Source organism: Lachnoclostridium sp. An169 (assembly GCF_002160525.1).
Classification (GTDB): Bacteria; Bacillota; Clostridia; order Lachnospirales; family Lachnospiraceae; genus Mediterraneibacter; species Mediterraneibacter cottocaccae.
The window spans coordinates 159,072-183,698 of sequence record NZ_NFKT01000001.1 but is presented as its reverse complement, the minus strand read 5'-3'; the positions used below and the strand labels follow the sequence as shown (position 1 = coordinate 183,698).

25 protein-coding genes and 1 tRNA gene are annotated in these 24,627 nt (G+C 52.3%); 6 read left to right on the top strand and 20 right to left on the bottom strand.

All coding sequences use genetic code 11. The features are described from left to right. Positions 1 to 4 precede the first annotated feature (4 nt). Positions 5 to 580 (bottom strand): aminoacyl-tRNA hydrolase, encoded by a 576-nt coding sequence (gene pth / locus B5F07_RS00845; protein WP_087159381.1) that lies wholly within the window; start codon positions 578 to 580, stop codon positions 5 to 7. 194 nt (positions 581 to 774) lie between these two features. On the opposite strand from pth, the gene B5F07_RS00840 reads away from it, so the two are divergent. Beyond that, the gene (locus B5F07_RS00840) at positions 775 to 1,209 is read left to right on the top strand and encodes an FMN-binding protein (RefSeq protein WP_087159380.1); all 435 of its coding nucleotides are present in this window, start codon (positions 775 to 777) and stop codon (positions 1,207 to 1,209) included. Positions 1,210 to 1,227: 18 nt separating this feature from the next. On the opposite strand, the gene B5F07_RS00835 is transcribed toward B5F07_RS00840, so the two are convergent. Together B5F07_RS00835 and B5F07_RS00830 are read right to left on the bottom strand one after the other, a co-directional pair. Beyond that, positions 1,228 to 1,491, bottom strand: a complete 264-nt coding sequence (locus B5F07_RS00835) for a glyoxalase (protein ID WP_087159379.1) — start codon at positions 1,489 to 1,491, stop codon at positions 1,228 to 1,230. Positions 1,492 to 1,504: 13 nt separating this feature from the next. Next, on the bottom strand, positions 1,505 to 2,170 hold the full coding sequence (locus tag B5F07_RS00830; RefSeq protein ID WP_087159378.1) for an HAD family hydrolase: 666 nt from the start codon (positions 2,168 to 2,170) through the stop codon (positions 1,505 to 1,507). 197 nt (positions 2,171 to 2,367) lie between these two features. Here B5F07_RS00830 and B5F07_RS00825 point away from each other — a divergent pair, with 197 nt between their 5' ends. Together B5F07_RS00825 and sigG are read left to right on the top strand one after the other, a co-directional pair. Continuing rightward, complete coding sequence (locus B5F07_RS00825; RefSeq protein WP_087159377.1) at positions 2,368 to 3,972, top strand: MBL fold metallo-hydrolase RNA specificity domain-containing protein; 1,605 nt, start codon at positions 2,368 to 2,370, stop codon at positions 3,970 to 3,972. Positions 3,973 to 4,127: 155 nt separating this feature from the next. After that, positions 4,128 to 4,910 (top strand): RNA polymerase sporulation sigma factor SigG, encoded by a 783-nt coding sequence (sigG, locus tag B5F07_RS00820; RefSeq protein ID WP_087159376.1) that lies wholly within the window; start codon positions 4,128 to 4,130, stop codon positions 4,908 to 4,910. A gap of 129 nt (positions 4,911 to 5,039) precedes the next feature. On the opposite strand, the gene sigE is transcribed toward sigG, so the two are convergent. From sigE to B5F07_RS00740, 16 genes are all read right to left on the bottom strand, one after another. Continuing rightward, entirely contained in the window at positions 5,040 to 5,780 is a 741-nt protein-coding gene (sigE, locus tag B5F07_RS00815; RefSeq protein ID WP_087159375.1) for an RNA polymerase sporulation sigma factor SigE, read from the bottom strand. A 29-nt stretch (positions 5,781 to 5,809) separates the two neighbouring features. Next, positions 5,810 to 6,595 (bottom strand): sigma-E processing peptidase SpoIIGA, encoded by a 786-nt coding sequence (locus B5F07_RS00810; protein ID WP_087159374.1) that lies wholly within the window; start codon positions 6,593 to 6,595, stop codon positions 5,810 to 5,812. 256 nt (positions 6,596 to 6,851) lie between these two features. After that, positions 6,852 to 8,027 carry a cell division protein FtsZ gene (ftsZ, locus tag B5F07_RS00805; RefSeq protein ID WP_087159373.1) on the bottom strand — a complete coding sequence of 392 codons (1,176 nt, stop codon included), beginning with the start codon at positions 8,025 to 8,027 and terminating at the stop codon, positions 6,852 to 6,854. Positions 8,028 to 8,171: 144 nt separating this feature from the next. Continuing rightward, positions 8,172 to 8,915: a cell division protein FtsQ/DivIB gene (locus B5F07_RS00800; protein ID WP_087159372.1), complete on the bottom strand. Its 744-nt coding sequence runs from the start codon at positions 8,913 to 8,915 to the stop codon at positions 8,172 to 8,174. Positions 8,916 to 8,933: 18 nt separating this feature from the next. Then, positions 8,934 to 10,019: an FtsW/RodA/SpoVE family cell cycle protein gene (locus B5F07_RS00795; protein ID WP_087159533.1), complete on the bottom strand. Its 1,086-nt coding sequence runs from the start codon at positions 10,017 to 10,019 to the stop codon at positions 8,934 to 8,936. A gap of 12 nt (positions 10,020 to 10,031) precedes the next feature. Then, positions 10,032 to 11,405, bottom strand: coding sequence for a UDP-N-acetylmuramoyl-L-alanine--D-glutamate ligase (gene murD / locus B5F07_RS00790; protein WP_087159371.1), 1,374 nt, complete (start codon positions 11,403 to 11,405; stop codon positions 10,032 to 10,034). A gap of 4 nt (positions 11,406 to 11,409) precedes the next feature. Then, positions 11,410 to 12,366, bottom strand: a complete 957-nt coding sequence (gene mraY, locus B5F07_RS00785; protein WP_087159370.1) for a phospho-N-acetylmuramoyl-pentapeptide-transferase — start codon at positions 12,364 to 12,366, stop codon at positions 11,410 to 11,412. Positions 12,367 to 12,451: 85 nt separating this feature from the next. Beyond that, complete coding sequence (locus B5F07_RS00780; protein WP_087159369.1) at positions 12,452 to 14,176, bottom strand: peptidoglycan D,D-transpeptidase FtsI family protein; 1,725 nt, start codon at positions 14,174 to 14,176, stop codon at positions 12,452 to 12,454. A gap of 127 nt (positions 14,177 to 14,303) precedes the next feature. Further along, positions 14,304 to 16,319, bottom strand: a complete 2,016-nt coding sequence (locus B5F07_RS00775) for a peptidoglycan D,D-transpeptidase FtsI family protein (RefSeq protein WP_087159368.1) — start codon at positions 16,317 to 16,319, stop codon at positions 14,304 to 14,306. A gap of 53 nt (positions 16,320 to 16,372) precedes the next feature. After that, the gene (locus B5F07_RS00770; RefSeq protein WP_087159367.1) at positions 16,373 to 16,930 is read right to left on the bottom strand and encodes a hypothetical protein; all 558 of its coding nucleotides are present in this window, start codon (positions 16,928 to 16,930) and stop codon (positions 16,373 to 16,375) included. A gap of 149 nt (positions 16,931 to 17,079) precedes the next feature. Further along, positions 17,080 to 18,015, bottom strand: a complete 936-nt coding sequence (gene rsmH / locus B5F07_RS00765) for a 16S rRNA (cytosine(1402)-N(4))-methyltransferase RsmH (protein ID WP_087159366.1) — start codon at positions 18,013 to 18,015, stop codon at positions 17,080 to 17,082. Between the two features lie 25 nt (positions 18,016 to 18,040). Then, the gene (gene mraZ, locus B5F07_RS00760) at positions 18,041 to 18,478 is read right to left on the bottom strand and encodes a division/cell wall cluster transcriptional repressor MraZ (protein WP_087159365.1); all 438 of its coding nucleotides are present in this window, start codon (positions 18,476 to 18,478) and stop codon (positions 18,041 to 18,043) included. A gap of 251 nt (positions 18,479 to 18,729) precedes the next feature. Then, positions 18,730 to 18,975: a hypothetical protein gene (locus tag B5F07_RS00755; protein WP_087159364.1), complete on the bottom strand. Its 246-nt coding sequence runs from the start codon at positions 18,973 to 18,975 to the stop codon at positions 18,730 to 18,732. A 91-nt stretch (positions 18,976 to 19,066) separates the two neighbouring features. Continuing rightward, positions 19,067 to 19,906 (bottom strand): DegV family protein, encoded by an 840-nt coding sequence (locus B5F07_RS00750; RefSeq protein ID WP_087159363.1) that lies wholly within the window; start codon positions 19,904 to 19,906, stop codon positions 19,067 to 19,069. 104 nt (positions 19,907 to 20,010) lie between these two features. Continuing rightward, on the bottom strand, positions 20,011 to 21,447 hold the full coding sequence (locus B5F07_RS00745; RefSeq protein ID WP_087159362.1) for an FtsW/RodA/SpoVE family cell cycle protein: 1,437 nt from the start codon (positions 21,445 to 21,447) through the stop codon (positions 20,011 to 20,013). Between the two features lie 234 nt (positions 21,448 to 21,681). After that, positions 21,682 to 21,756 (bottom strand) — tRNA-Pro (locus tag B5F07_RS00740). A 109-nt stretch (positions 21,757 to 21,865) separates the two neighbouring features. On the opposite strand from B5F07_RS00740, the gene B5F07_RS00735 reads away from it, so the two are divergent. From B5F07_RS00735 to B5F07_RS00725, 3 genes are read left to right on the top strand one after another with little or no spacing between them, the layout of a single operon-like run. Continuing rightward, on the top strand, positions 21,866 to 22,135 hold the full coding sequence (locus B5F07_RS00735) for a spore coat associated protein CotJA (RefSeq protein ID WP_087159361.1): 270 nt from the start codon (positions 21,866 to 21,868) through the stop codon (positions 22,133 to 22,135). Then, the gene (locus B5F07_RS00730) at positions 22,132 to 22,401 is read left to right on the top strand and encodes a spore coat protein CotJB (protein WP_087159360.1); all 270 of its coding nucleotides are present in this window, start codon (positions 22,132 to 22,134) and stop codon (positions 22,399 to 22,401) included. Before B5F07_RS00735 ends, B5F07_RS00730 begins: the two co-directional genes overlap by 4 nt. 3 nt (positions 22,402 to 22,404) lie before the next feature. Further along, the gene (locus B5F07_RS00725) at positions 22,405 to 23,022 is read left to right on the top strand and encodes a manganese catalase family protein (RefSeq protein WP_087159359.1); all 618 of its coding nucleotides are present in this window, start codon (positions 22,405 to 22,407) and stop codon (positions 23,020 to 23,022) included. Between the two features lie 116 nt (positions 23,023 to 23,138). Here B5F07_RS00725 and B5F07_RS00720 read toward each other — a convergent pair whose 3' ends face one another. After that, entirely contained in the window at positions 23,139 to 24,461 is a 1,323-nt protein-coding gene (locus tag B5F07_RS00720; RefSeq protein WP_087159358.1) for a S1C family serine protease, read from the bottom strand. Positions 24,462 to 24,627 lie beyond the last annotated feature (166 nt).

The following is a 24,627-nucleotide window of genomic DNA, read 5'->3' as shown; positions in this document are numbered from 1 at the left end:
TTCTCTATTCTTTCTTTCTGCGGTTGTACTCGTTCATGGCGGCCTCAAGTTCCCCGGAGACGATCATCTCCGCCGCCTGAACTGCCTCCCGGTATCCTTCTTCCATCTTCTCCTGCTCTGCCTTCGAAAAATGTCCGAGAACATAGTCCGCCAGATCATATCCGCGGGGCTTCTCGCCCACCCCGATCTTGATCCTCGGGAACACCTGGGTCCCGAGGCAGGCGATGATATTCTTGATCCCGTTGTGTCCGCCTGCGCTTCCCTTTGCCCGGATCCGCAACTGCCCCACATCCAGGCTGATATCGTCGTAGATCACGAGAAGCTCATGCTCTTCATCTGCTTTATAGTAGTCGATAAGACTGCGGATGCTCTCACCGCTTAAGTTCATATAAGTCTGCGGTTTTGCAAGAATAACCTTCCGGCCGGAGATAATCCCCTTCCCCAGCAGTGCGCGGTGCTTCTTTGTGTCCACAGATATATTATATTTTTCCGCAATCCTGTCTATGACCTCGAAGCCCACATTGTGCCTCGTGCCTTCATACTCCTTTGTAGGGTTTCCAAGCCCTGCTATGATAAACATGTTTCATCTTTCCTTTCCCGTCTTTGCCGGGTGAAAACGGTTTCCCGCTCCCGGCGCCGCTGTCTATTGTACCGCATGGCGCAGGGTTTGTCACGCAAAAGACGTGAATATTTTTTCTTTCCCGGTCATACAATTAATAAAAAAAGAGCTGACCGGGCATTTTCCGGCAGCCGAATGTATTGGGAGGTATCTCTATGGGTTCCAGAACAAAGATCATCGTCCTGCACATGAAGGAGATCATTTATACAGCCATTTTCGCTGCTCTTGGCATACTCCTCATCGTTCTCCTCGTCGTCATGTTCGGACGCAGGGAAGATGACGGCAGCGCTGCGGGCGGCCGGCAGTACACCCCCGGCATCTACACATCCGCCATCACGCTGGGAAACAGGAATCTGGAGGTCGAAGTATCCGTAGATGAATCCCGAATCAACTCCATCCGCTTCTCCAATCTGGATGAAACCGTAACCGCCATGTTCCCGCTGATCCAGCCCGCAATTGAAGAGATTGCCGACCAGGTCTGCCAGACCCAGTCTCTGGACGATGTTGTTCTGCCGCAGGACACTCCATATACGTCCCAGCTTATACTGGACGCGGTAAAGGAAGCCGTAGAAAAAGCCACAGTCAACTGAAACTGCGGCTTTTTTCTGCTATCCTTCCACTATCAGATAAGTCCCGTCCGGAAGGGCGAACACCTCAGATGCGTCCTCAAGCTCCTCGTCGCTCATCCCGTCCACATCGGCTCCGCTCTCCTCGAAATACTCTCTGACTTCCTCGATCGATTCCACAACGGCTGCCATGCAGTCCTCCAGAAACGCCTCTGCCTCCTCCATCGTCCCGGCAACGGGCTCATCGAAAAGTTTTTTCTGGTTCTTCAGAAATGTAAGCAGACATTCCTCACTGTAATCTCCCATACTTTCCCTCCTGTCATTCTTTTTCGCCTTCTGCGATCCGCACGATATCGCGGGCAGAATCCACAATATCTTTCACTCCTGCCGCCTTTAAGACGTCCATGCTGCGGAATCCCCAGGACACGAGCACGGTCCGCATGCCCGCCGCTTTCCCGGTGGCCGCATCCACCTCGGAATCCCCGATATAGAGGGTCTCCCCGGGGGTAACACCCAGCGCCGACGCTATGGCGAGCGCAGCCGTCGGATCCGGTTTTCTCGGCACGCCCTCCCGCTGTCCGCGGATCAGGTCAAACTTCCCTTTCCCGAAAATCTCCTCCACCACATGTACCGCCTGCCTGTCCGGCTTGTTGGACAGGACCGCAAGCCTGAGTCCCTTAAGCTTGAGCTCCTCAATCATCTGCGGCACTCCCTCATAAGGAGTCACCCGGTACGTGCAGTTCTCGTCGAAAATCCTTCCGTAAGCCTCCATCGCAGCGGGCAGCTTCTCGAGCTTTTCATCTCCTCCCGCCGCAAGCGTCTTCTCGAGAAGAACTCTCGATCCGTTTCCGACAAACAGTCTGCACTGCTCCCTTGTAATCTCGGGCATTCCCAGTTCCCGCATCGCTGCATTCACGGAATAAGTCAGAGAATCCAGTGTATTCGTCAAAGTTCCATCCAGGTCAAATATGCATGCTCTATACATGGTTTCCTCCCTACTCTCTTGTTTTTTTGCCCCGCCTGTTGCACGGCAGAATGATTTCCCCTTTATCATAGTATGATACCGTATAAATTTCAATCCCTTCCCGCCCGAAAAAGTATGGGAATTCTGCACAAAAAAGATGTATATTTTCTCCGGAAATGTTACAATATAGAAAAAAGAAAAAAGGGGTTGATTGACTAATGAAACTTACGTTTATCGGAGCAGCCCACGAAGTTACGGGTAGCTGCCACTATCTCCGGGCAGCGGGAAAGAACATCCTCATAGACTGCGGGATGGAACAGGGGCCGGACCTGTACGAGAATCCCGGTCTTCCCATCCCGGAAAAGGACGTTGATTTCGTCTTTCTGACTCACGCACACATCGATCACTCCGGCATGCTGCCCAGGCTGGCAAAAAGGGGATTCCGGGGGCACATCTTCGCCACCTTCGCCACTGTGGACCTGTGCAACATCATGCTCCGCGACAGCGCCCACATCCAGGAATTCGAGGCAGAGTGGCGCAACCGCAAGGGAAAACGTGCCGGGAAGCCGGAATACGAACCGGTCTATACCATGCAGGATGCCCTGGACGCCATCGAGCTCCTTGTCCCCTGCCAGTACGGTGAGAGAATCTCCATCTGCGACGGCATCCAGATCCGCTTTACAGACGTGGGGCACCTGCTGGGATCCGCCAGCATTGAAGTGTGGGCGACAGAGGACGGCGTGACGAAAAAGATCGTCTTCTCCGGCGATGTGGGCAACACGGACCAGCCCATCATAAAAGATCCCGCCTACACCACATCCGCCGACTACGTGGTCGTGGAATCCACTTACGGAAACCGGATCCACACCGCGGAAAAACCGGATTACATCGGAGAATTCACCCGGATTCTGAAAGAGACATTCCAACGGGGAGGCAACGTTGTCATTCCCTCCTTTGCGGTGGGCAGAACCCAGGAGATGCTCTACTTCATCCGGGAGATCAAGGAGAAGAACCTGCTTCCGGAATATCCGGATTTCGACGTATATCTCGACAGCCCTCTTGCCATCGAGGCGACAAAGGTGTTCAGCCTGAACATGCGGGACTGTTTTGACGAGGAGGCCATGGAACTGGTCCGGGCAGGGATCAATCCCCTCGTATTTCCCGGACTCCACACATCAACCACAAGCGATGACTCGAAGATGATCAATTTTATCGAGAAACCCAAGGTCATCATCTCCGCCTCCGGCATGTGCGATGCAGGCCGGATCCGCCATCATCTGAAGCACAATCTGTGGCGGCCGGAATGTACCATTCTCTTCGTCGGGTACCAGGCTGCCGGAACCCTCGGGCGAAGGCTTCTTGAGGGAGAAAAAAATGTAAAACTGTTCGGCGAACCCATTGAGGTACACGCCAGAATCGAGAGCCTCCACGGGGTCAGCGGACACGCGGACATGAACGGACTCCTCCAGTGGATCGGAGCATTCCACTCTCCCATCTCCCGGGTCTTTGTCGTCCACGGGGAAGATGAGGTGACGGAAGAATTCGCCCGCACCATAACCGAGAAATTCGGCTATCAGACCTGGGCGCCTTATCCCCAGTGCGAGGCGGACCTGATCACAAACGAGATCACGGCCGAGGGCGTGCGGATCCCGGTAAAGGCGAAGAAGGCGGCACAGAGAAAGGCGGATACCGCTTTCGACCGTCTTGTGGCGGCAGGAAAACGGCTGCTTGAAGTAATCTACAGCCACGAGGGACTGTCCAACAAAGACAAGGCGAAATTCGAAAGCCAGATCAACAACCTGGCCGACAAGTGGGATGACTGACCAGCCGGCAGCCCGGATGCCTGACGCGGAGTTTCCCTGCAGGCAGCCCGTTTTGTCAAGGTCTAAAAGTTTATAAAATTTCCGGCGGTTCCGAATATCTTCGTTCCGGAGTGAGAATCATTCTAAGTAGAAAATGGCTTAGGAGGATTCTTGCAATGACGATGAACAAGGTTGAACTGTGCGGGGTAAATACATCGAAGCTTCCCCTGCTCAAAGAAGAGGAGAAAGAAGAGCTCTTCTCCCGGATCAAGGCCGGGGACGAAGAAGCGCGTGAGAAATATATCAAAGGGAACTTAAGGCTTGTCTTAAGCGTGATCCGCCGCTTTGAGGGAAGCAGTGAAAATGCGGACGATCTGTTTCAGATCGGGTGTGTCGGGCTGATGAAGGCAGTGGACCATTTCGATCCGAACCGGATGGTCCGCTTCTCCACATATGCCGTCCCTATGATCATCGGAGAGATCCGGAGATATCTGCGGGACAACAGCTCCATCCGGGTAAGCCGTTCCCTGCGGGACACCGCCTACAAGGCGATCTATGCCCGGGAAGGTTATATCCGCCAGTATATGAAGGAACCCACCGTCCAGGAGATCGCCGATGAGATCGGCATCGCCAAGGAAGATGTAGTCTTTGCCCTGGATGCGATCCAGGCGCCCATGAGCCTGCACGAACCGGTTTACAATGACGGAGGGGATACGCTCTATGTGATGGATCAGGTAAGCGACAAAAAGAACAAAGAAGAAAACTGGGTGGAAGAACTCTCCCTGGAAGCTGCCATGGAACGGCTCAACGAACGGGAGCGCTATATCATAACCCTCCGCTTTTTCGAGGGCAAGACCCAGATGGAAGTGGCAGATCAGATCGGCATCTCCCAGGCCCAGGTAAGCCGCCTGGAGAAAAACGCCCTGAAAACCATGCGCCAGTACCTCCTGGGAGAGTAAGGCGCAGGCAGCTTTTTCATATGCCTGCCGCCGACCAGGCTGAACCGCCCTGTATTGCCTCTACGGACCTTCGTGGCAATACAGGGCGGCCGAGCCGGTCCCCCGGCGGACATTTAAAAAGCTCTTAACTTATTCATATCTGACCATCTCGCGCTTCAGGCGCTGCATGATCTTCTTCTCCAGCCTGGATATGTAGGACTGTGAAATCCCCAGAAGGTCTGCCACTTCCTTCTGTGTCTTCTCCTTCCCTTCCGGGTCGTCCAGTCCGAACCGCATCCGTACGATCAGTTTTTCCCTGCCGGAGAGCTTTCCCAGCGCCTTGATGAGGAGCCTGCGCTCCGCCTCGTTCTCAAGATCCCTGTATATGGTATCCTCCTCTGTCCCGAGGATATCCGACAGGAGCAGTTCGTTGCCGTCCCAGTCCACATTGAGGGGCTCGTCTATGGAAACTTCCATTTTCGTCTTGCTGTTGCGGCGCAGGTACATCAGAATCTCATTTTCAATGCACCGGGACGCATAGGTGGCAAGCTTGATTTTTTTATTCGGATTAAAGGTGTTGATGGATTTGATCAGACCGATTGTCCCAATGGAAATCAGGTCCTCCACCCCCACTCCTGTATTGTCAAACTTCTTGGCAATATACACCACAAGGCGGAGATTGTGCTCGATAAGCGTTTTCTTAGCCTCCTCGTCACACTCCGTCCCGAGTTTCCGGATCATCTCCGTCTCCCGGCTCCCCTCCAGCGGCGGAGGCAGCACCTCGGTCCCTCCGATATAGTGGACCTCTTTTCCTCCGCCGAATATGAGACTTTTGATATCCGGCATGACACGCAGTCTGAACTGCTGCCCTACTGCTACTTTTACAAACATTTTTGTCTTCCTCCTGGTCTGATTTTCTACTACTGATCAAGCACACCCGGACTCAGGATCATCTGATATTCCCCCTCACAGGAGAACGACTCCCCGCTGATCCCCAACACCGGATTCATGATCCAATACTCCCCCTCCATGTGAATACACATCTTTTCGACACGGAAGATCTGCATCGCGCTCTCTCCGCCCACACACCGGAACGGAATATAGCGGATTCCTCTTTTCCTCTCTTCCGGCTCAAATGCCTCCCTGGCAAACGCCGGGTCCAGTACATTTACCGGACTTCCCGTAAGTCCGTCCACAAGCCGGTTCCCCGTATCCCACAGAGCTTTCGCCCTGATTGTTCTCGTCCGGGTATAGAGTTCCACTTCCAGTACCGTCTCTTCCCGGCGACGTATACAGACCGCCGCCCTCCACAGCCGTGTAAAAGCAAACCAGCTGATCACCGCTGCCGCATAAAAAACACTCATGTATCTCATATGCGGCCGCAGGATCTGCATCATTCCTCCCATGCAGACCGCAGAAAACCAGAGAAGGACAAACGCCTTCACAAACTGTCCGGTATTTCGGATCCCCAGTCCTGCTGCCAGCATGAATCCGCTGATGACAATATGGAAGAGAAACAGTTTTATGACTGCCGGAAACGGCACGGCTGTTACGAGACAGGTCAGCGCACTTGCGGACGCTCCGCCCAGAAGGACACGCCCGAACCCTGCCCCGCATTTCATAATACGGTTTACCGCAAGAAGGATCAGACTGTCCATCATAAAGTTTTCAAGGAAAAACAAATCTATGTATAGTTCATAATACATGACTCACCTTCTTTCTCCTTTGTATCGGTACGTGGTTTATTATAGTCCGGGAACAGAATGGAATTTGTCAGATGATGGGAGATAAAAAGAAATATATTTCGACATTATATTCCGCCGAAAAACAACGTTTCGAAGCGGCGAAACCGGTTCTGAAGCGCACAAAAACGGGCCCCCGCAGACAGGGAAACTGATATTTCCCGTCTGCAGGAGCCCTGCATTCTTCTTTCCGTATTCTTATAAAAGTCTCAGATCCGCTTTATTTCTTGAAGAAATCCGGAATCTTGATCTGCTGTTCTTTCACATGGCTGGACGGAGTTCTCGGCTGCAGTGTCGGCATCGTGCCTCCCTGCGGTCTCGCCGCCGTGCCTGTCTTTCTCTCGCTGTCAAGGCGGTTCCTCACCGGAGAATCTCCCTGCGGAAGAATGGATCCCGGTTTCTGCTGGCCTTCCAGTCTCGCCTTCAGCTTCGACGCGCTTCCGCCTACATTATGTAAGCCTGTAGCGATAACTGTGATTGTACATTCGTCAGACTTCGTATCATCATACATGGCACCGAAGATAATGCTTGCATTCTCTCCTGCCAGTTCCTGTACATAATCTGCCGCATCCGATGCATCCATAAGGGTGATATCACCGGATACATTGACAATGACGTTGGATGCGCCCTGGATAGTTGTCTCAAGCAGCGGGCTGGCAACGGCTTCCTTTGTCGCCTCGAGAGCCTTGTCGTCTCCGCGCCCGGAACCGATTCCGATATGGGCAATACCCTTGTCCTTCATAACGGTCTGGATATCTGCGAAATCCAGGTTGATCAGGGACGGAACATTGATCAGGTCCGTAATACCCTGGATACCCTGCTGAAGCACTTCATCCGCTTTCTTGAGGGCCTCCGGCATGGTTGTGCGTCTGTCCACAACCTCCAACAGCTTGTCATTCGGGATGACGATGATCGTATCCACATTTTCTTTCAGCTTGTCAATTCCGGCCAGAGCGTTCTGCATTCTCGTCTTGGATTCAAAACGGAACGGCTTTGTCACAACTCCGACGGTAAGAGCGCCCTGCTCTTTTGCGATCCGGGCGATAACCGGAGCCGCACCGGTTCCTGTACCGCCGCCCATACCACAGGTAACGAACACCATGTCCGCACCTTTGAGCGCTGCCGAAATCTCTTCTGAACTCTCCTCTGCCGCTTTCTCTCCCACTTCCGGCTGCGCGCCTGCGCCCAGTCCCTTTGTGAGTTTCTCGCCGATCTGCATCAGTGTCGGCGCCTTGCAAAGCTGCAGTGCCTGCTTATCTGTATTCACTGCGATAAATTCCACACCCGCAATCTGCTCGTCGATCATGCGGTTCACGGCGTTGTTTCCGCCTCCGCCTACCCCGACAACGATTATTCTAGCGGCTGCTTCCGATTCGTTGGTTTTAATTTCTAACAAGAGTATTTCCTCCTTTGTCGTCCTATTAATTTCTTATACATCCCTTATTAAGATTGAACGCTATAATTCAATAAGTATATAATAAAGTCTTTTTGGCAAATAATCAATAGATTTTTTCTTATTTTTCTGAATTTTTTATACTGTTTATGCAGAAGGCACAAAGCGTATGGATGTTGACGCCGAGTCATAATTCTCCAGGTGCAGTGTTCCCGGCGTATCCGGATACCGTTCGGCAAGTTTCTCCAGAATCGGTTCCACCTGGGCAAGACGGTCGTCGTAGTTTCCGCTTCCGAGCAGGACCTCCACATTTCCGAAGTAAACCTGGACATCTCCCCCCGCGCAGGACATCCGGTCCGGGGCAAGACTGTACTTTTTCAGGTAGCGGGACACTTCCACAATCTTTCCGAAGATACTGTCATCCTCCACCGGAAGCCGCTCTCCGATCACCACCTTCGAGGCATCAAACTCCAGACCCTCAATATAGGGTGCGCCCTCGATCACCTGGCTCGTCCTCACCGTCGCGGTGCCCTCCCCGTCAAAATAGAGGTAGGCGCCGTCATAGTCCACATATCCGGCCATTTCTTTCTCTTTCACCTTCACATGGATGGTCCAGGGATTCTTAAGGGATACGTCCATGCTCTCCACCGCAGCGGGAAGCTCCGGTTTCGTAAAATTATATTTCAACAGAATGTACAGCGTGTTGACCGAGAGTTCATCCTTCTGGAGCCATGTGGTGATGGACGTCTCGCCGTAATAGCTGTTTCCCTCCACCTCGAAGTCCCGGGTCCGGAACCCGAAGACGACGATCAGTCCCGCGAGGACGATGGCACCCAGGACAGTGAGCACTGCCGGCCATATTCTTTTCCTTCTGTGCTTTGCTTTCTTCATCCAATTCCTCCTTATGCCCTATTCTATCAGATTGGACACACTTAAGACAAGCCCCATTTCCAGAAGCAGAAAAACGATGGATGTGCCTCCGTAGCTGATGAAGGGCAGGGTGATCCCGGTATTCGGTATGGTGTTCGTAACCACGGCGATATTTAAGATCACCTGAATCATCATATGAGCCATGGCTCCCGCAGCGATCAGCGCCCCGAGAAGATCCTTCGCCTTTGTGGCGATCACGAAGAAGCGCCAGATCAGGATAAGGAAGAGCAGGATAATCAGGGAGGCTCCCACCAGTCCCAGTTCCTCGCAGATGATCGAGAAGATCATGTCATTCTGGGCCTCGGGGAGAAATCCCAGCTTCTGCACGCTGTTCCCCAGCCCTCTTCCGAAAAGGCCGCCGCTTCCGATGGCATAGAGCCCCTGAAGGGTCTGATAACCCTTCTCGTATTTCTCCGGATTCCTCCAGATGGCGATCCTCTCCAGGCGGTAGCTCTCCAGGGCGAGAAAGATCCCCAGAAACGCCACTCCCGCCCCGCCCATCCAGATAAAGGGCGAATATTTGGGACTGGCGGCGAAAATCAGCACCACGGCGATCCCCAGGATAATGACTGCCGTACTCAGGTTGCTGGCTCCCACAAGGGCCACAATGGGCAGAACCGTCAGAAGGGTCAGGATAAGCATCCGGAACCTCCCCATCCGCTTCACATTCCAGCTTACCAGACATGCCAGGAACAGGATGACCGCCACCTTGGCAAACTCCGAGGGCTGAAAAGAGAAGGGGCCCAAAGACAGCCATCTTTTGGACCCGTTATATTCGTCTCCGAAGAGCATGACAGCAATCGAGAGCAGGATTGCGGTGATATAGCCGGGAATCGCAAAGGGCACCCATTTATGGTAATCGATGCGTGCGATGACAAGCATCCCCGTAATCCCGATCAGGGCTGCAAAGCCCTGCTTTTTCAGATAGTAAAGCGAATCGTGGAATTTCACCCTGCCGTTGTAGGCGCTCGTACTGTAGAGCAGCACAAGCCCCACGCCCACAAGAATGAGGACAACGACAAACAGGGTGTCGTCAAATGTACGTTTCTTCCCGGAACGCTCCAAGATATCCACTCCCTACAACTGATTTACAAGTTCTCTGAATTTATCTCCCCGTTCTTCGTAATTCCTGAACATACCCCAGCTTGCGCATGCCGGCGAGAGGAGAACCGCATCCCCGGGGGAGGCGCACTCCACGCATTTCTCAAATGCCTCCTCGAAACTGTCTGCCATCTCTATCTCCGTAAATCCGTGTTTTCTGGCGCACTCTGCAATCTTATCACGGGTGGCGCCCAGCAGGACGAGCTTCTTCACTTTTCCGTCGAAAGCTTCAATCCACTCGTCATAGGTGGAATCTTTGTCATATCCCCCGCCGATCAGGACCGTAGGGCGGTTCATGGCGCGTATTCCCCGGATTGCAGCATCCGGATTGGTTCCCTTGGAATCGTTGTAATAGGCAACGCCGTTTTTCTCTGCAATGAATTCAATCCTGTGGGCAACTCCCTGGAACTCCTTCACCGTGCTGCGGACAACGTCCGCCGGAACACCGTAAGCGAGAGCCATTGCCGCGGCAGCCATCACATTCTCATAATTGTGGGTTCCCAGAATCTTAAGTTCATCCGTGCGGCAGAGCACCATCCGCTCTCCCAGATCACAGACAATCTCCCCGTCTTCCAGATAAAGCCCTCTTTTCAGTTTACGCCGGCTGCTGAAATATAGAACATCTGCCTTCACATTTTCCGCAAATACGCGCAGCACTTCATCCTCGTAATTGAGTACGCAGGTATCCTCTTCTGTCTGGTTTTCCGCGATCCGCTCCTTGGCGGCAATGTACGCCTCCATGGTGTGGTGCCGGTTCAGATGGTCCGGCGTAATATTTAAAATGGCGCTCACCTTCGGGCGGAAACTATGTATGGTCTCCAGCTGGAAACTGCTCATCTCCGCGACAATCACCGAGTGATCCGTAGTCTGCGTCACAATACTGGTATAGGGATTACCGATATTTCCCACCACAAAGGTGCTCTCATTATAGTTTTTCATAATCTCACCGAGCAGTGTGGTAGTGGTGGTCTTCCCGTTGGTTCCCGTAATGGCAAGGACATCTCCCCGCCCTGTGGTGTATGCCAGTTCGATCTCGCCCCACACCGGGATTCCCATCTCTTTCATCATCTCCACAAGGGGCAGATCCGTGGGAACCCCGGGACTTAAAACCGCCAGTTCCACACCGGAAAGCATGTCCCGGGCATGTTCCTCATCCAGCGTGCCAAGAATGACCTGCATCTCTCTGCCTTCCTCTGCAGCACCGGTTTTCCCAAGGATTTCCTTCCGGTCCAGCTTGTCATTTCCATCGTAGAGGACTACCTGTGCCCCCTCCCCAAGAAGCAGGCGCGCAGCAGCCTCCCCGCTGATTCCCGAACCGAATACCAGTACTTTTTTCCCGTTTAACTCCATTGTCCTATACCCCCATTAATGCGATCAGGCACAGCAGTGCCGTGATGATCGAGAATACTGCCACCACTCTCGTCTCCGACCATCCGCAGAGTTCAAAGTGATGATGGATCGGCGCCATCTTAAAGATTCTTTTTCCGCCGGTCTTCTTAAAATATGCAACCTGGATAATGACCGAAGCCACCTCCACGAGATAAATGAATCCCACAATAATGATAAAAAGCGGCATCTGCATCATATATGCCGTCCCGGCCACAAAGCCGCCAAGGGCAAGGGATCCCGTATCCCCCATAAATACGCTGGCGGGATAGACATTAAAGAGCAGAAAACCGAGCAGGGCTCCCACCACCGCGCAGGTGATCGGCTCGATCCCGCTGTTTGTCCCCACTGCAACCACAGTGAAGAACGTTGCCACCAGGACGGTGACACTGGAAGCCAGCCCGTCCAGACCATCCGTAAAGTTCGTCCCGTTGACCGTGCCGATCACCGCGAAGAACAGCACCGGAACGGCAAGCCAGCCGATATCCCAGTAATATCCGCCGGAGAAGGGGATCAAAAGCGTCAGCGGAATGTCTGCCACCTCCACAATATAATAGGCAAAGATGGCTGTGACCACAATCTGCAGAGCCATCTTCTGCATGGGCATCAGTCCGTCGGAGCGCTTCAGCACAACCTTCAGATAATCGTCAAGAAAACCGATCAGCCCGAATGCCACGGTCAGGAAAAGCACCGGGATGATCTTCGGGTAATCTTTCACGTAAAACAGCGAAGTAACAATCACGGAAGCAAGAATGATAATGCCTCCCATGGTCGGCGTTCCGGCTTTCTTCAGATGCGACTGAACTCCTTCCACACGCTCTGTCTGTCTCATTTTCAGTTTCCTTAAAAAAGGAATAACCACCGGTCCCAGCACCAGACTGACCGCAAAGGAAATCAGCACCGGAATCACTACATGACTGCTCATAAACACACCTCTTCATCTCTTTTGTCTCGGCGGGAGAAACCGGGCAGGCCCCTCCCGCAGCATCCTATACAGTATAACCCATCACCTAGTTTTTTTCAATCCCGAGATAGGGCAGCACATTGTCGTAAATATCTCTCAGGACCGGCGCAGCGATCGTTCCTCCGTAGTAGACCCCCTGGGGATCGTTGATCAGGACGATGCCGATCACCTGCGGATCTTCCGCCGGAGCGAAACCGATAAAGGAAGAGATATACCGGTTCGCGCTTCTTGGCAGCGTCTGGGAGGTGGCGGTTTTTCCGCCGATGGAATACCCCTCGATATACGCATTCTTTCCCGAACCTTCTGATACCACGTTCTCGAGAAGCATCCGCATTGTCTCCGAGGTCTCCTCCGAGACAATTTTCTTCTCCTCCTCATAGTCAAATTCCTCGATCAGATCCCCCTCCTTCGAGAGAACCGCCACGCCCAGATGAGGCGTAACTCTCCTGCCCCCGTTGATGATCGAACTTACAGTGGTCATAAGCTGGATGGGCGTCACCTGGAAGGACTGTCCGAAAGACATGGTGGCAAGTTCCACCGTACCGATATCTTCCACCCGGTGCATGATCGTCCCCGCCTCGCCCGGCAGATCGATGCCGGTCAGGGAGAAGAGCCCGAATTTTTTGAAATAGTCATAGAACCGCTCCGCCCCCAGCCGCAGTCCGATATCGATAAATACCGGGTTGCAGGAATTCTGTATTCCTTCCACAAACGTCTCCGTCCCGTGTCCTCCCACTTTATGGCACCGGATCTTCCGGTCCTCGACAATCCGGTAGCCCGGGCAGACAAATGTATCGTCCAGAGATACAACGCCTTCCTCCAGACAGGCGGACGCCGTGATAATCTTGAAGGTGGATCCCGGCTCATAAGTGTCGTTGATACAGCCGTTGCGCCACATCCGGTTCAGGGCATCCTGGAGTTCCTCGTCGGAAAGACCGGAAGTATCGGTTCCGTCATTGAGCTCGTAAGGCTCGTTCAGGTTGAATTCCGGAGCATTTACCATGGCGTAAATCTCGCCGTTCTGCGGGTTCATCAGAATAATCGAGACACTCTGCGCCTGCTTTTCTTCCAGCACCTTCAGCGCCGCCTGCTCGCAGTACGCCTGAATATTGTAGTCCAGGCTGACCTGAAGCGTCTCCCCTGCCACAGGTTCGATCCGGTCCTCCGCCACCCCCTCCAGTTCAATGCCCCGGGCGTCTGTCACTGTCAGGATCGTTCCGTTCTGTCCCTTCAGGTAATCCTCGTATTTTACTTCCAGGCCGATGATGCCCTGATTATCCGCCCCGGTAAAGCCGAGTACCTTTGACGCCAGTTCGTCAAACGGGTAGTACCGCTTGTAATCTTCGTCCACTTTCACGCCGGCCAGATCATAACTGCGGATGCGGTCTCCTGTCTCTTTGTCCACATTCGTCCGGATCCGCTCCATGGAAGAGACTTTCTCCACTTTCTTTCTGACCGTGCTCTCCTCCAGCTCCAGTTCCTCGGCGAGGATACGGATCACGGTCTGCGGATCCTCCACCTGGCTGTGTATGACGGATATGGTACACACCGTCTCGTTGGTGGCAAGCACCACTCCGTTGCGGTCCACAATCTCTCCTCTGGCGGCCTTGATCTCCCGCTCCCTCTCATGGAGATCCTGGGCCAGTTCCTGGTAGTACTCGGCATCAAAAACCATCAGGTAGACGAGCCTGCCGATCAGCCCGATAATGACCGCGACCGCGCAGAGAAATACCACAAGTATTTTCTTCTTATTATATGTTTTGTTTTTCATGGGAAATAAATACCCTGCAAAAGATGTTTTTACAGCTTATTACATCTTCTGCAGGGTTATTCGTATATCTTTTTCTTATTTTACTGTCTTATCACTGCCGTGCCGGGGAATTTTCTTACAAAGTCTCTTATTCTGAAGCATCTCCGGTCGCCCAGTCATCAAGATCCGGGTCGTAGGATTCATCCACGTATTCTCCGTCCGGATTATCGTAGGTGTCCTCATAATTCTCATCGTAATCCGTATACTCTGTGTTCCCGAAATTCTGTCCTTCTGCCGTCTGCGTCTCCCCGCTCTCGGCGATCGTCGTAATCCCGAGGTAGGGGAAAGCCTCTGACATAATATTTTTCGCCAGTTCAAGGACAAGAGCACTGTTGCTCTGGCTTGCCACGTTCGGCTCATCAATCAGCACATAGATCAGGATCTCCGGATTCTCCTGAGGTGCATATCCGATAAAGGAGATCAGATAGTTGCCGTTTCCGCGGGGCAGCTTTTCTGCCGTTCCCGTCTTTCCTCCGATATCGTACCCCTCCACCTGGGCATTCTGACCGGTTCCGTAATCCAGTACCGCTTTCATGTACTGTTTCACCTGATCCGATGTCTCCCGGGAAACTGTTTTTCTCAGAAGGACCGGGTCTTTCGTCTCAATCACATTTCCGTCCTCATCCTGGATCTGCCTTACCACATGGGGTTCATAATAGTACCCGCCGTTAATCAGGGAGGCGAACGCTGAAACCATCTGGGTCATTGTCACATTGAAGTTCTGTCCGAATGAGTTGGTGGCAAGGTCAATCTCCGTCATGCGGTCCGCCGTATAGAGCAGCGCCGATGTGGACGCCTCCGCCGGAAGGTCAATTCCCGTATACTCTCCGAAACCGAATACATGCTGGTAACGGATAAAATTATCGATTCCGATGGCTTCCGCCATCTCCATCAGACCTACATTGCAGGAATTCGCCAGCACATCCTGCACGGTCTCATATTTGTGTCCGGATCTCAGATGACAGCCGATGTCATAATCCGCAATGTGCAGGGATCCGGAGCAGTAATAAGTCTCATCTCCCGTGAGAGCGCCTGTCTCCAGTCCCGCCGCAATGGTAAAGGGCTTGAACGTGGAACCAGGCTCGTAGGCATCGCTGACGCAGAAGTTTCTCCACAGGTTGTTCATGGCGTCAAGCTGCGCCTCCTCGTCCATGGAATTCCACTCTTCCTCAGAGTAGAGAAGGGACAGGTCCCGCGGATTGTTCAGGTCAAAATTTGGATAGGAAGCCTCGGCCAGAATCTCTCCCGTATTGGGATCCATCATAATCACAGCCGTATTGCTGCTCCCAAGCTCCCCTTCCCTTGCCTCACCGGCATGGGCCTCGTTAAACTCGCGGATATATTTTTCCACAATGCTCTGCAGGGTAACGTCAATGGTAGAAACAACGGTACTGCCGTTCTTTGCGGCTTTTACCGTGCGCTCCATGGTGGCATTATCGTCAAAATATCCGTACTCCCTGCCGTCCGTGCCGTTGAGCACACTGTTGTAGGCGCTCTCCAGCCCGATCGCCCCTACATTTCCGGAGTAGGTAAATCCCACCACGTCGCTTGCAAGGCTGCCGTAGGGGTATGTCCGGATGTAATCATCCTCCAGCCACACGCCCTTCACATTGGGATAATTCTCATTATCCTCATCAATGGCTTCAAACTTCTGTGCCGTTTCATAGTCCACATCCTGTTCCAGGATGACATACCGGCTGTTGGGACGTTTTTCAATCACCTGGTCCACCGTATCCGGATCGATTCCAAAGCACTCCTGAAGGACTTCTTTCGTGGGCTCAAGATAAGCTTCCTTCTCGGTCAGGACAACCACATCCAGGATCACATTGTACACGCGCTCGCTGGTGGCAAGCCTGGTGCCGTTCCGGTCTACGATATCCCCTCTTTTGTAGGGGATCGCCCGGCTTCCGTAGTTCTGCTGGTCGAGAACTGTTTTCGAATAATCTTCTCCCCGGGCGATATTGATATATGCAATTCTTCCGATTAAAACAACAAAAACCAGTAAGACCGCCAAAAATATCATTACCAGTTTTCGCTGCATTCTGACCGGAAACCGCCTTGTCAAAAATTCAAATCTGTTTCTCTTTTTCTTTCTTCCAGTCATCATTATTCCTTATTATTTAATTATACCTGTCTGATTTTCCGGGCTTTCCCGTTTTATTCAGAAACATCCGCAGATTTCGCCAGCACTCCGCTCTCCGGAATATCGCTGTACTGCTTCACATAATCACTGGTGGGGCTGTCGTACTCAATCACCGTTCCCTGCGCTTCATAAACCATTCCCATCTCATTCATGGCTCTGTTGCGCACGGTCTCCAGATTCACGGAATTGACCGCTGCATTGTATGCCGTGTCGTTCGCCTCAGTCAGTTCTGCGAGCTGCTCCTGAAGCGCTGAAATATTCTCCGAACGGCTTACCACCTCTGCCTGGAGGCTCAAGTACATCGTACAGACCACAACCGCACAGACAGCCGCCACTGAAAGAAATCCCGCATATACCGGACTGATCGTCATGGCGCGGTTCCTGTTTCTCTTTACCTGCTGGCTTGTCCCTGTCTGGCGCTTCGGTCTCTCCACCTGTGCCGGCCGGCGCTTCGGCGCTCTCTCCGGCAGAGCCTCCGCCTGGCGTACAGTGTTCCCATATACATAAAACTGTCCTCTGTTCCCACCGTTTCTCTGCTGTCTGTAAGCTGTCGCTCTTCTTCCTGCTGCCATTATGCAAAAGCTCCTTTCATTTCCTGCTGTCCGTTCGGGCTCTCCCCTTCCCTCCCGGACATGTTTCGTTTTTCCGCACTGCCCTGCGGCACTGCTCCCCCAGCCTGCCGCATGGTGTACGGATCATATTTAAAAATACTCCCTGCTGCTTAAATGTGTTCAAAAATGCGCAGCTTGGCACTTTTTGAACGGCTGTTGGATTCCATCTCCTCCTCCGACGGAAGGATCGGTTTCCTTGTGATTACTTTCCCCCTGGATTCCTTTCCACAGGTACATACGGGAAAGTAACTCGGACAGGTACACGGATTTTCATTTTTGCGGAATGCACTTTTCACAATCCGGTCTTCCAGCGAATGAAATGTGATAATGCAGATCCGCCCTCCCGGAGTGAGCATGTCGATCATCTCATCCAGTGAGTCCCTGAGCACGTCAAGCTCATGATTCAGTTCGATCCGTATCGCCTGGAACGTCCTCTTCGACGGATGTCCCGACGTCTTCTGGATCTTCATGGGAATGGCATGCCGGATAATCTCATTAAGCTGTCCTGTCGTCTCAATCGGACTTCTCTGCCTCTCCGCGACAATATGCTTTGCAATGTTCTTCGCAAAGCGATCTTCCCCATAGTCACGGATCACGCGGAAAAGTTCCGCCTCACTGTAGGTATTGACAATATCTCTGGCGGTCATCTTCTGACGCCTGTCCATCCTCATATCAAGCGGTGCATCCACGCGGTACGAAAAACCGCGTTCTGCAGTGTCAAGCTGATAGGAGGAAACTCCCAGGTCAAGAGTGATCCCGTCAACCCTGTCAATCCCGATTTCGCGGAGCCTTGGCTTCATATCACGATAATTGCTCCGGATTATCGTGACCTTCTCCCCGAAGCCTTCCAGGCGCTTTCCTGCCGCTTCTATCGCATCGGCGTCCTGGTCTATACCGATTAATCTCCCCTTTTCGCCAAGCCTTGTGCATACCTCATAGGCATGACCGCCCCCGCCAAGAGTGGCGTCCACGTATATGCCGTCCGGCCTGACATTAAGCCCGTCCACTGTCTCGTGCAGCAGAACGGATGTATGTGAGAATGCCATAACTTCCTCCTCTTAATCCAAAATCCTAAATCCGTATTCCGATGGCTTCCATGCGCTCTGCGATCGCATCCAGATCTTCTTCGCTGACCTGGCTTCTCTCTTCCCAGAGTGCCTTGTCCCAGATCTCCACACGATCCTGGACTCCCACCAGGACCACATCTTTCTCCAGGTGTGCTGCCTTCCGAAGAGACGGCGGTACAAGAACTCTCCCCTGCTTGTCAAAGCTGCCCTCGGAAGCGCTTCCAAAGAAATACCTTTTGAAAATTCTGGCATCCTTGTTCATCCGTGGTAAAGTCTCGAGTTCGGCGACGAATTTCTTCCATTCTTCCATGGAGTAGACAAAGAGGCATCCTTCCAGTCCGTTACAGATAACGAAACTGTCACCCAGATCATCCCTTAGCTTTGCCGGGATGATGAGTCTTCCCTTTTCATCAATGCTATGGTTAAACTCTCCTAGTAACATCTGGAACCCTTTCTCTTAAAGTGAGCCTCCACATCTCTCCCCACTTTACACCACTACTCACCACTTCTCACCACTTGACTCCATTGTAAACCACACTCCCCCCTTTTTCAACCCCTTTTTTTCTTTTTTTCAGGATGGAAAAAGCTTCCTCACCCGCACTCAAAGCAGAAAATTTCCCTGAAAAGCAAAAAATGTGGGGTACGGGAAAAATCCCGTACCCCACATCTTGTGGCAGAAACAATATTTATTTTTTATTCCGCATTTTCCGATAAACTGTTCAAGTAGTCGGTAATTGCATCGTAATTGACCTCTGCAACCACTCTCTCCCGATTGGACTCATGGATATCATAGGCTGAAAAGGCAAGCCACCCCACCAGAGCCACCGCCACAACGGCAAGCACACATTTGCGCACAACGCTCATGATCCGCTGTTTCCTCATGATCTGCTTTCTGTTCGCCTTTTCCTTTTTATAACGGTCAACCTTTTCCTGACTCATCTTATCTTTCCAGCTCCTTTCACTGCACTACCGCCAGTTTAACACAATACACGGCCGTTGGCAAGCTTCATCCCAAAATCCCGGAACAATCTCACAGCACAACGATCACTCCGCCGTCATTGGCATACATGGAGCTGATTCCCGCTGTGTCCACGATGAAACTTGCTTTCACATTGAGCTTTTCGAGCAGCATCCTCTCCACTTCCCTGGCGCGTTCCAGGCAGTTACAGTGAGAGATCGCCAGCACCTTTCCCTCCGGATTCTCCGCATCTCCTGCAATGTAATCCACCATCTTTGCGAGTGCCCTCTTAATCCCTCTTGCCTGCCCGAGCTGGCAGATCGTCCCCTGCGGGGTCGATCCCATAACCGGTTTGATATTCAGGGCGCTTGCCACAAAAGACTTGATTCCCGTGAGTCTGCCGTTCTTGCGCAGCGTGTCAAGATTCTCCAGGACGAAATAAGTATTCTGGCCGGCAATATATGACTCCACCGCAGCAACCGTCTCCTCGAAGCTCATCCCGTTCTCCTCACACTCCCGGATCTTCAGGGCGATCAGAGTCTCACCCACGGAAGCGGAGCGGGAGTTGAACACGTAGATTTTCGCAGAACCTTTCTCCTCCTCATAGAGCTTGCGCCCAAGCTGCGCGCTGTTGTAGGAGCCGCTCAGCTCCGATGACAGCGTCACCGCGTAGACGCGCTCAGCCCCGCAGTCATACAGCTTCATATATTCTTCCGGGGAAGGGCATGATGACTTCGGACATTCCGGGCAGGCGGCAACCCGCTTCAGGAAATCCGCCTGATCAAAAGCCTCATCATCCACAATTGTTACGCCGCCCACCTGCATGCTCAGCGATGCAGTCTGAAACACTCCGCTCTCCTTCATCTCCGGCGTAAGCTCTCCGCAGCTGTCAACAATTATTTTATAACTCATGATGTTCCCTCCATGTTTTATCGTATATTTTATTATTCTATCAAACATAGTTTTGAATACTACATTAAAATATAACATACTTTTCCATGAATGGAAACCTTTTTTTAATCTTCCAGACGGATTTTTCTTGAAATTCCAAGAGCTATCCCCATCTCCGTCATGAGGAACACCACTGCCGTGCCCCCGTAACTGATAAAGGGGAGTGTGATTCCGGTGGTGGGAAGCATCCCCGTGACAACCGCAATATTCAGAACAACCTGCAGCGCTATATGGGCAAAGATTCCGGATGCGATCAGCGAACCGTACAGATCCGGCGCATTCCTCGCAATAAACATCAGCCGGTAGAGAAGAAGCCCGAAGAGGATGAGAATCACAATCACACCGAAAATCCCCAGCTCCTCACAGATCACTACAAGGATCATATCGTTCTGGGCTTCGGGAATCACCATCTTCTGGGTGCTGTTTCCCAGGCCTTTGCCAAAGAGCCCGCCCGCACCGATGGCGTAAAGCCCCTGCATAACCTGATAGCTTCCGTCATCCGCCGTTGCCTCCGGATTCAGCCAGGAAATGATCCTCTGGAGGCGGAAATTGTCGCTGTCCGCGGCGATGTTCGCCAGAATCATAATCCCGACTGCCGCCACTGCTGCCGCAATCACAAGGAACAGGATAAACGGTTTCGTCTTCGGATGGATCATGAAAATCAGGATACAGGTGATCGCCATGACGATAATCGCCGTACTCAGGTTGTCTGTCAGAAAGAGAACTCCGGCAGATGCAATCGCTCCAAGGCCGAACACCCGCACCATTCCCTCCCAGGTATATGCCTTTTTCCCCAGGCGGCAGAGCTCATAGGCGATAAAAAGAATCACTGCAATCTTCGTGATCTCCGCAGGCTGCAGAGTCATGTTGCCCGGAAGGCGGATCCACCTGCGGGCACCGTTCAGGGTAATCCCAAGAGGCGTCTGCACAAGAGCCATCATAATCAGGGAAAAAATGTATATCTCGACTGCAAATGCCCCGTACAGATGATAATCGATCCTGGATACGATAAACATCGCTGCAAAGCCCAGAAGACCGATCAGCGCCTGTTTGGAAAAATAATACATGCCGTCCCCCAGCTCTGTCTGCGCCGTGTAGGAACTGGTACTGTAGAGCATGACCAGGCCAAAGCACATCAGAAATATAATGATGAAGAGCATGTCATAGTCAAAATACTGTGCCTTCTCCGCGTTCTTCCTCCTCAGCCGGATAATCAGCTCAGCGAATGCTGACCTGCGGACCTTTCCCGGTCTCCTTGCCCGTTCGGGCGCCGGGGTACGGACCACACGCTGCCGCCGGTCGATTGTCCTCTGGTACCGTTCATAACCGGAGCGGATCCCGGACGGCCCCGGTCTCCCGTAACGCCTCTCTTCAGCCTCCACCGGGCGCATGGGCTGAGTCTCATCACCGGGACGCCTTCTCCCGTTTCCTCTCCCATTTTCCCGCCCTCTCCTTCTGTCCGGCTTCTTCTGCTTAATCGGCTGCACTGTTCTGCTTCTCATATGCGACCACCTTTTTTGCTTAATCCTGTCAGATCATCGGGGACAGATATCCCCTTTCTGTACAGCAGTTGTAATATTTCCCTATAAAACAGAAGGAACCAGTCTCCGGGAAAACGTACCCGGTCTGATCCCTTATCCTCATCCATGTCTCTGCGCCTGCTGTCCCATCACAGTCTCTGTTATGTACTGCTGCCGGACACAAAATATGTATCCGGCTGCTCTGTCTGACAAAAATCGGGGTGACAGGATTCGAACCTGCGACCTCACGGCCCCCAGCCGTGCGCTCTAACCAAACTGAGCCACACCCCGCCGACTCATATATTATATATAATTTTTGTCCAAATGTAAAGCAGAACATTTTTAAATTTTTTCCATACTATAATTATGTATCAATTTAAGGAAAGGAGCACGCAAAAAAATGGCAAATTGTCAGAATAATATGCGCTGTGGGAGACGCCCTTCTCCGATGCCGTCCATGCCGCCGCAGACTTCTGTACCCGCCCCGCGGAGAATGGACGGCTGCCCATGTACCGGAAGAGATCCGCTCTCCCAGATGCCTCCCGCCATGGCATATGTACCATGGCAGAAATGGCAGAACATCTATAATACAGACAAAGCTTTCCACAGCGGAACTATTTTTCAGGATCTCGACAAACCGTTTCTCTGGAAAGGAGGGCGCTGCCGATGACCGGACAGATGAATCGCAAGGAACTTTTGAACCATATCAACCAGGTCAGCTTCGCCGTTGATGAGGTAAAACTCTATCTCGACACCCATCCCTGCGACCAGGAGGCTCTCGTCTACTTTCACGAGTACAGCCGGAAACGGAACGAGGCGTTAAATGAGTACGCCCGCGCTTACGGTCCTCTCACCATTGACACAGCCTCCGAGTCATGTACGGAGCGCTGGAACTGGATTAACGAGCCATGGCCCTGGCAGGAAGGAGGCTGCTGATTTATGTGGAATTATGAAAAAAGACTCCAGTACCCCATAAAGATAAGCCAGACCAACCCGAAAATCGCCCAGATCATCATCTCCCAGTTCGGCGGTCCGGACGGAGAACTGGCGGCGTCCATGCGGTATCTGTCGCAGCGGTACACAATGCCCTACAAAGAAGTGACCGGAACACTGACGGATATCGGCACGGAAGAACTCGCCCACATGGAGATGATCTGCGCTATCGTCTACCAGCTCACCAAAGACCTGACCCCGGAGGAGATCGAGCGCTCCGGCTTCGCTCCCTACTACGTGGACCACACGCTCGCCCTCTGGCCCCAGGCTGCAAGCGGAATGCCGTGGACAGCCACCGTCTTCCAGTCCAAGGGCGATCCCATCACAGATCTCCATGAAGACATGGCTGCAGAACAGAAAGCCCGCACCACCTACGATAACATCCTGCGTCTTGTAAAAGACCCGGAAGTCTGCGAGCCGATCCGCTTCCTCCGTGAAAGGGAAATCGTCCACTACCAGAGATTCGGGGAAAGCCTCCGGATCGTACAGGATAAACTGGACAGCAGGAACTTCTATGCACTCAACCCGGAATTCGACAACCCCTGCGGCTGCCAGAACGGCTGAATTCCGCACAGATAATCCGGATTCTGCGAATCCTGCACGGTTTCTCCGGATCCGGTACGCCCGACTGATAACAAAACCCGGAACAGGACATTCCTGCTCCGGGCTTTCTTATTTCGTCAATCCGCCTGTTTTACCCCCAGCGTCACATCAAGGGTGGTTTCCTTATATTCTCCATTCGTCTGCGGGATCTGAATCGTCAAAGTAACGGTATCTCCCACTGCATAATACTCAAGCTGTTCCTGCAGAGCATCCATGGAATCCACTCTGCTGCCGTTAATCGCGGTGATAATGCAGCCTCTGGTCATACCTGCAGCCGCTGCCCCGCCGCCCGGCGTAACCTCATATACATAGACACCCTGCGGGACATCAAGCTGCTGGGAGATTACATCATCCGTATTGACGCCTGTAATGCCAAGCGCTCCCTGCTGTGCTTCGGGCACTCTTGTCTTTGTCTCCTGATTCATCAGATTCTGGATCAGATCAGATACATCGCTGATCGGGATCGCATAGCCGACTCCTTCCACTGTCTCGCCCACAAGTTTGGATGAATTGATACCAATGACTTCTCCGCTTGCATTCACAAGTGCCCCGCCGCTGTTTCCGGGATTAATTGCAGCATCGGTCTGGATCAGTTTTGCATCGCTCTCAACAGTCTCGCCTGTCAGTCCGTCCTTTTCCGAAACGGAACGGTTCAGGGCGCTGATCACACCCGTTGTGACAGACTGTCCGTATCCCAGTGCGTTTCCGATAGCGATCGCCGGTTCACCGACTTTCAGTGCCGAAGAATCGCCTAATGTAGCAATGGTAATCGCATCCATTGTATCATCTGAAATCGAATCCAGAGGCACTGCAATCACCGCCACATCATATTCGGAATCCGTACCCTTGATATTCGCCTCCAGACTGTTGCCGTCATCAAATGTAACAGTCAGTGTATCACTTCCCTCAACCACATGGTTGTTTGTCACAATCAGGAGTTCTGTGTCATTCTGCCCGATAATAATTCCGGTTCCGGCACTCTCGCTCTTCTGCTGCGTCACACCGCCGAAAAAGCTCTGTACCTCTTCCACACTCATATTCGTAATCGAAACGATAGACGGCATCACTTTTTCGACAATGTCAGATACATCGGAGGTAACAACACTGGTCGATGTGGAAAGGGCTGTGCCATTGCTCACTGTTTTAGCCGGTTCGGAAGAGCCGGATGAAGTTTCCAGGCCAAGGATTCTGCTTCCTATAATATTGGAAGTAAGGAAAGTCGCACTGGAAACTACGCCGAAGAGCAGCGCCAGTCCTGTAACAGCTACAGCCTTCGGCATTTTTTTATGAGGCTTTTTCTCCTTTTTGGGAGGCTCATAGCTCTGGTTCATCTGAGGTCCTCCGTATTGATAATTTCCGTTTGATCCTTCCGGATTATAATAATTATATTGATTCTCCATAAAGATTACCTGCTTTCTCGTTTATTTTATGGTTATATAATACCTTCCCATTGTGATAAATGTGTGTTCAATCGATTAACAAATATTGAAAACCGCAGCCAGGTTTCCCCCGCTGCGGTTCGCATGTTGTCTTAATCAGAATTTTCACGGCGGCAAACTGTTATTT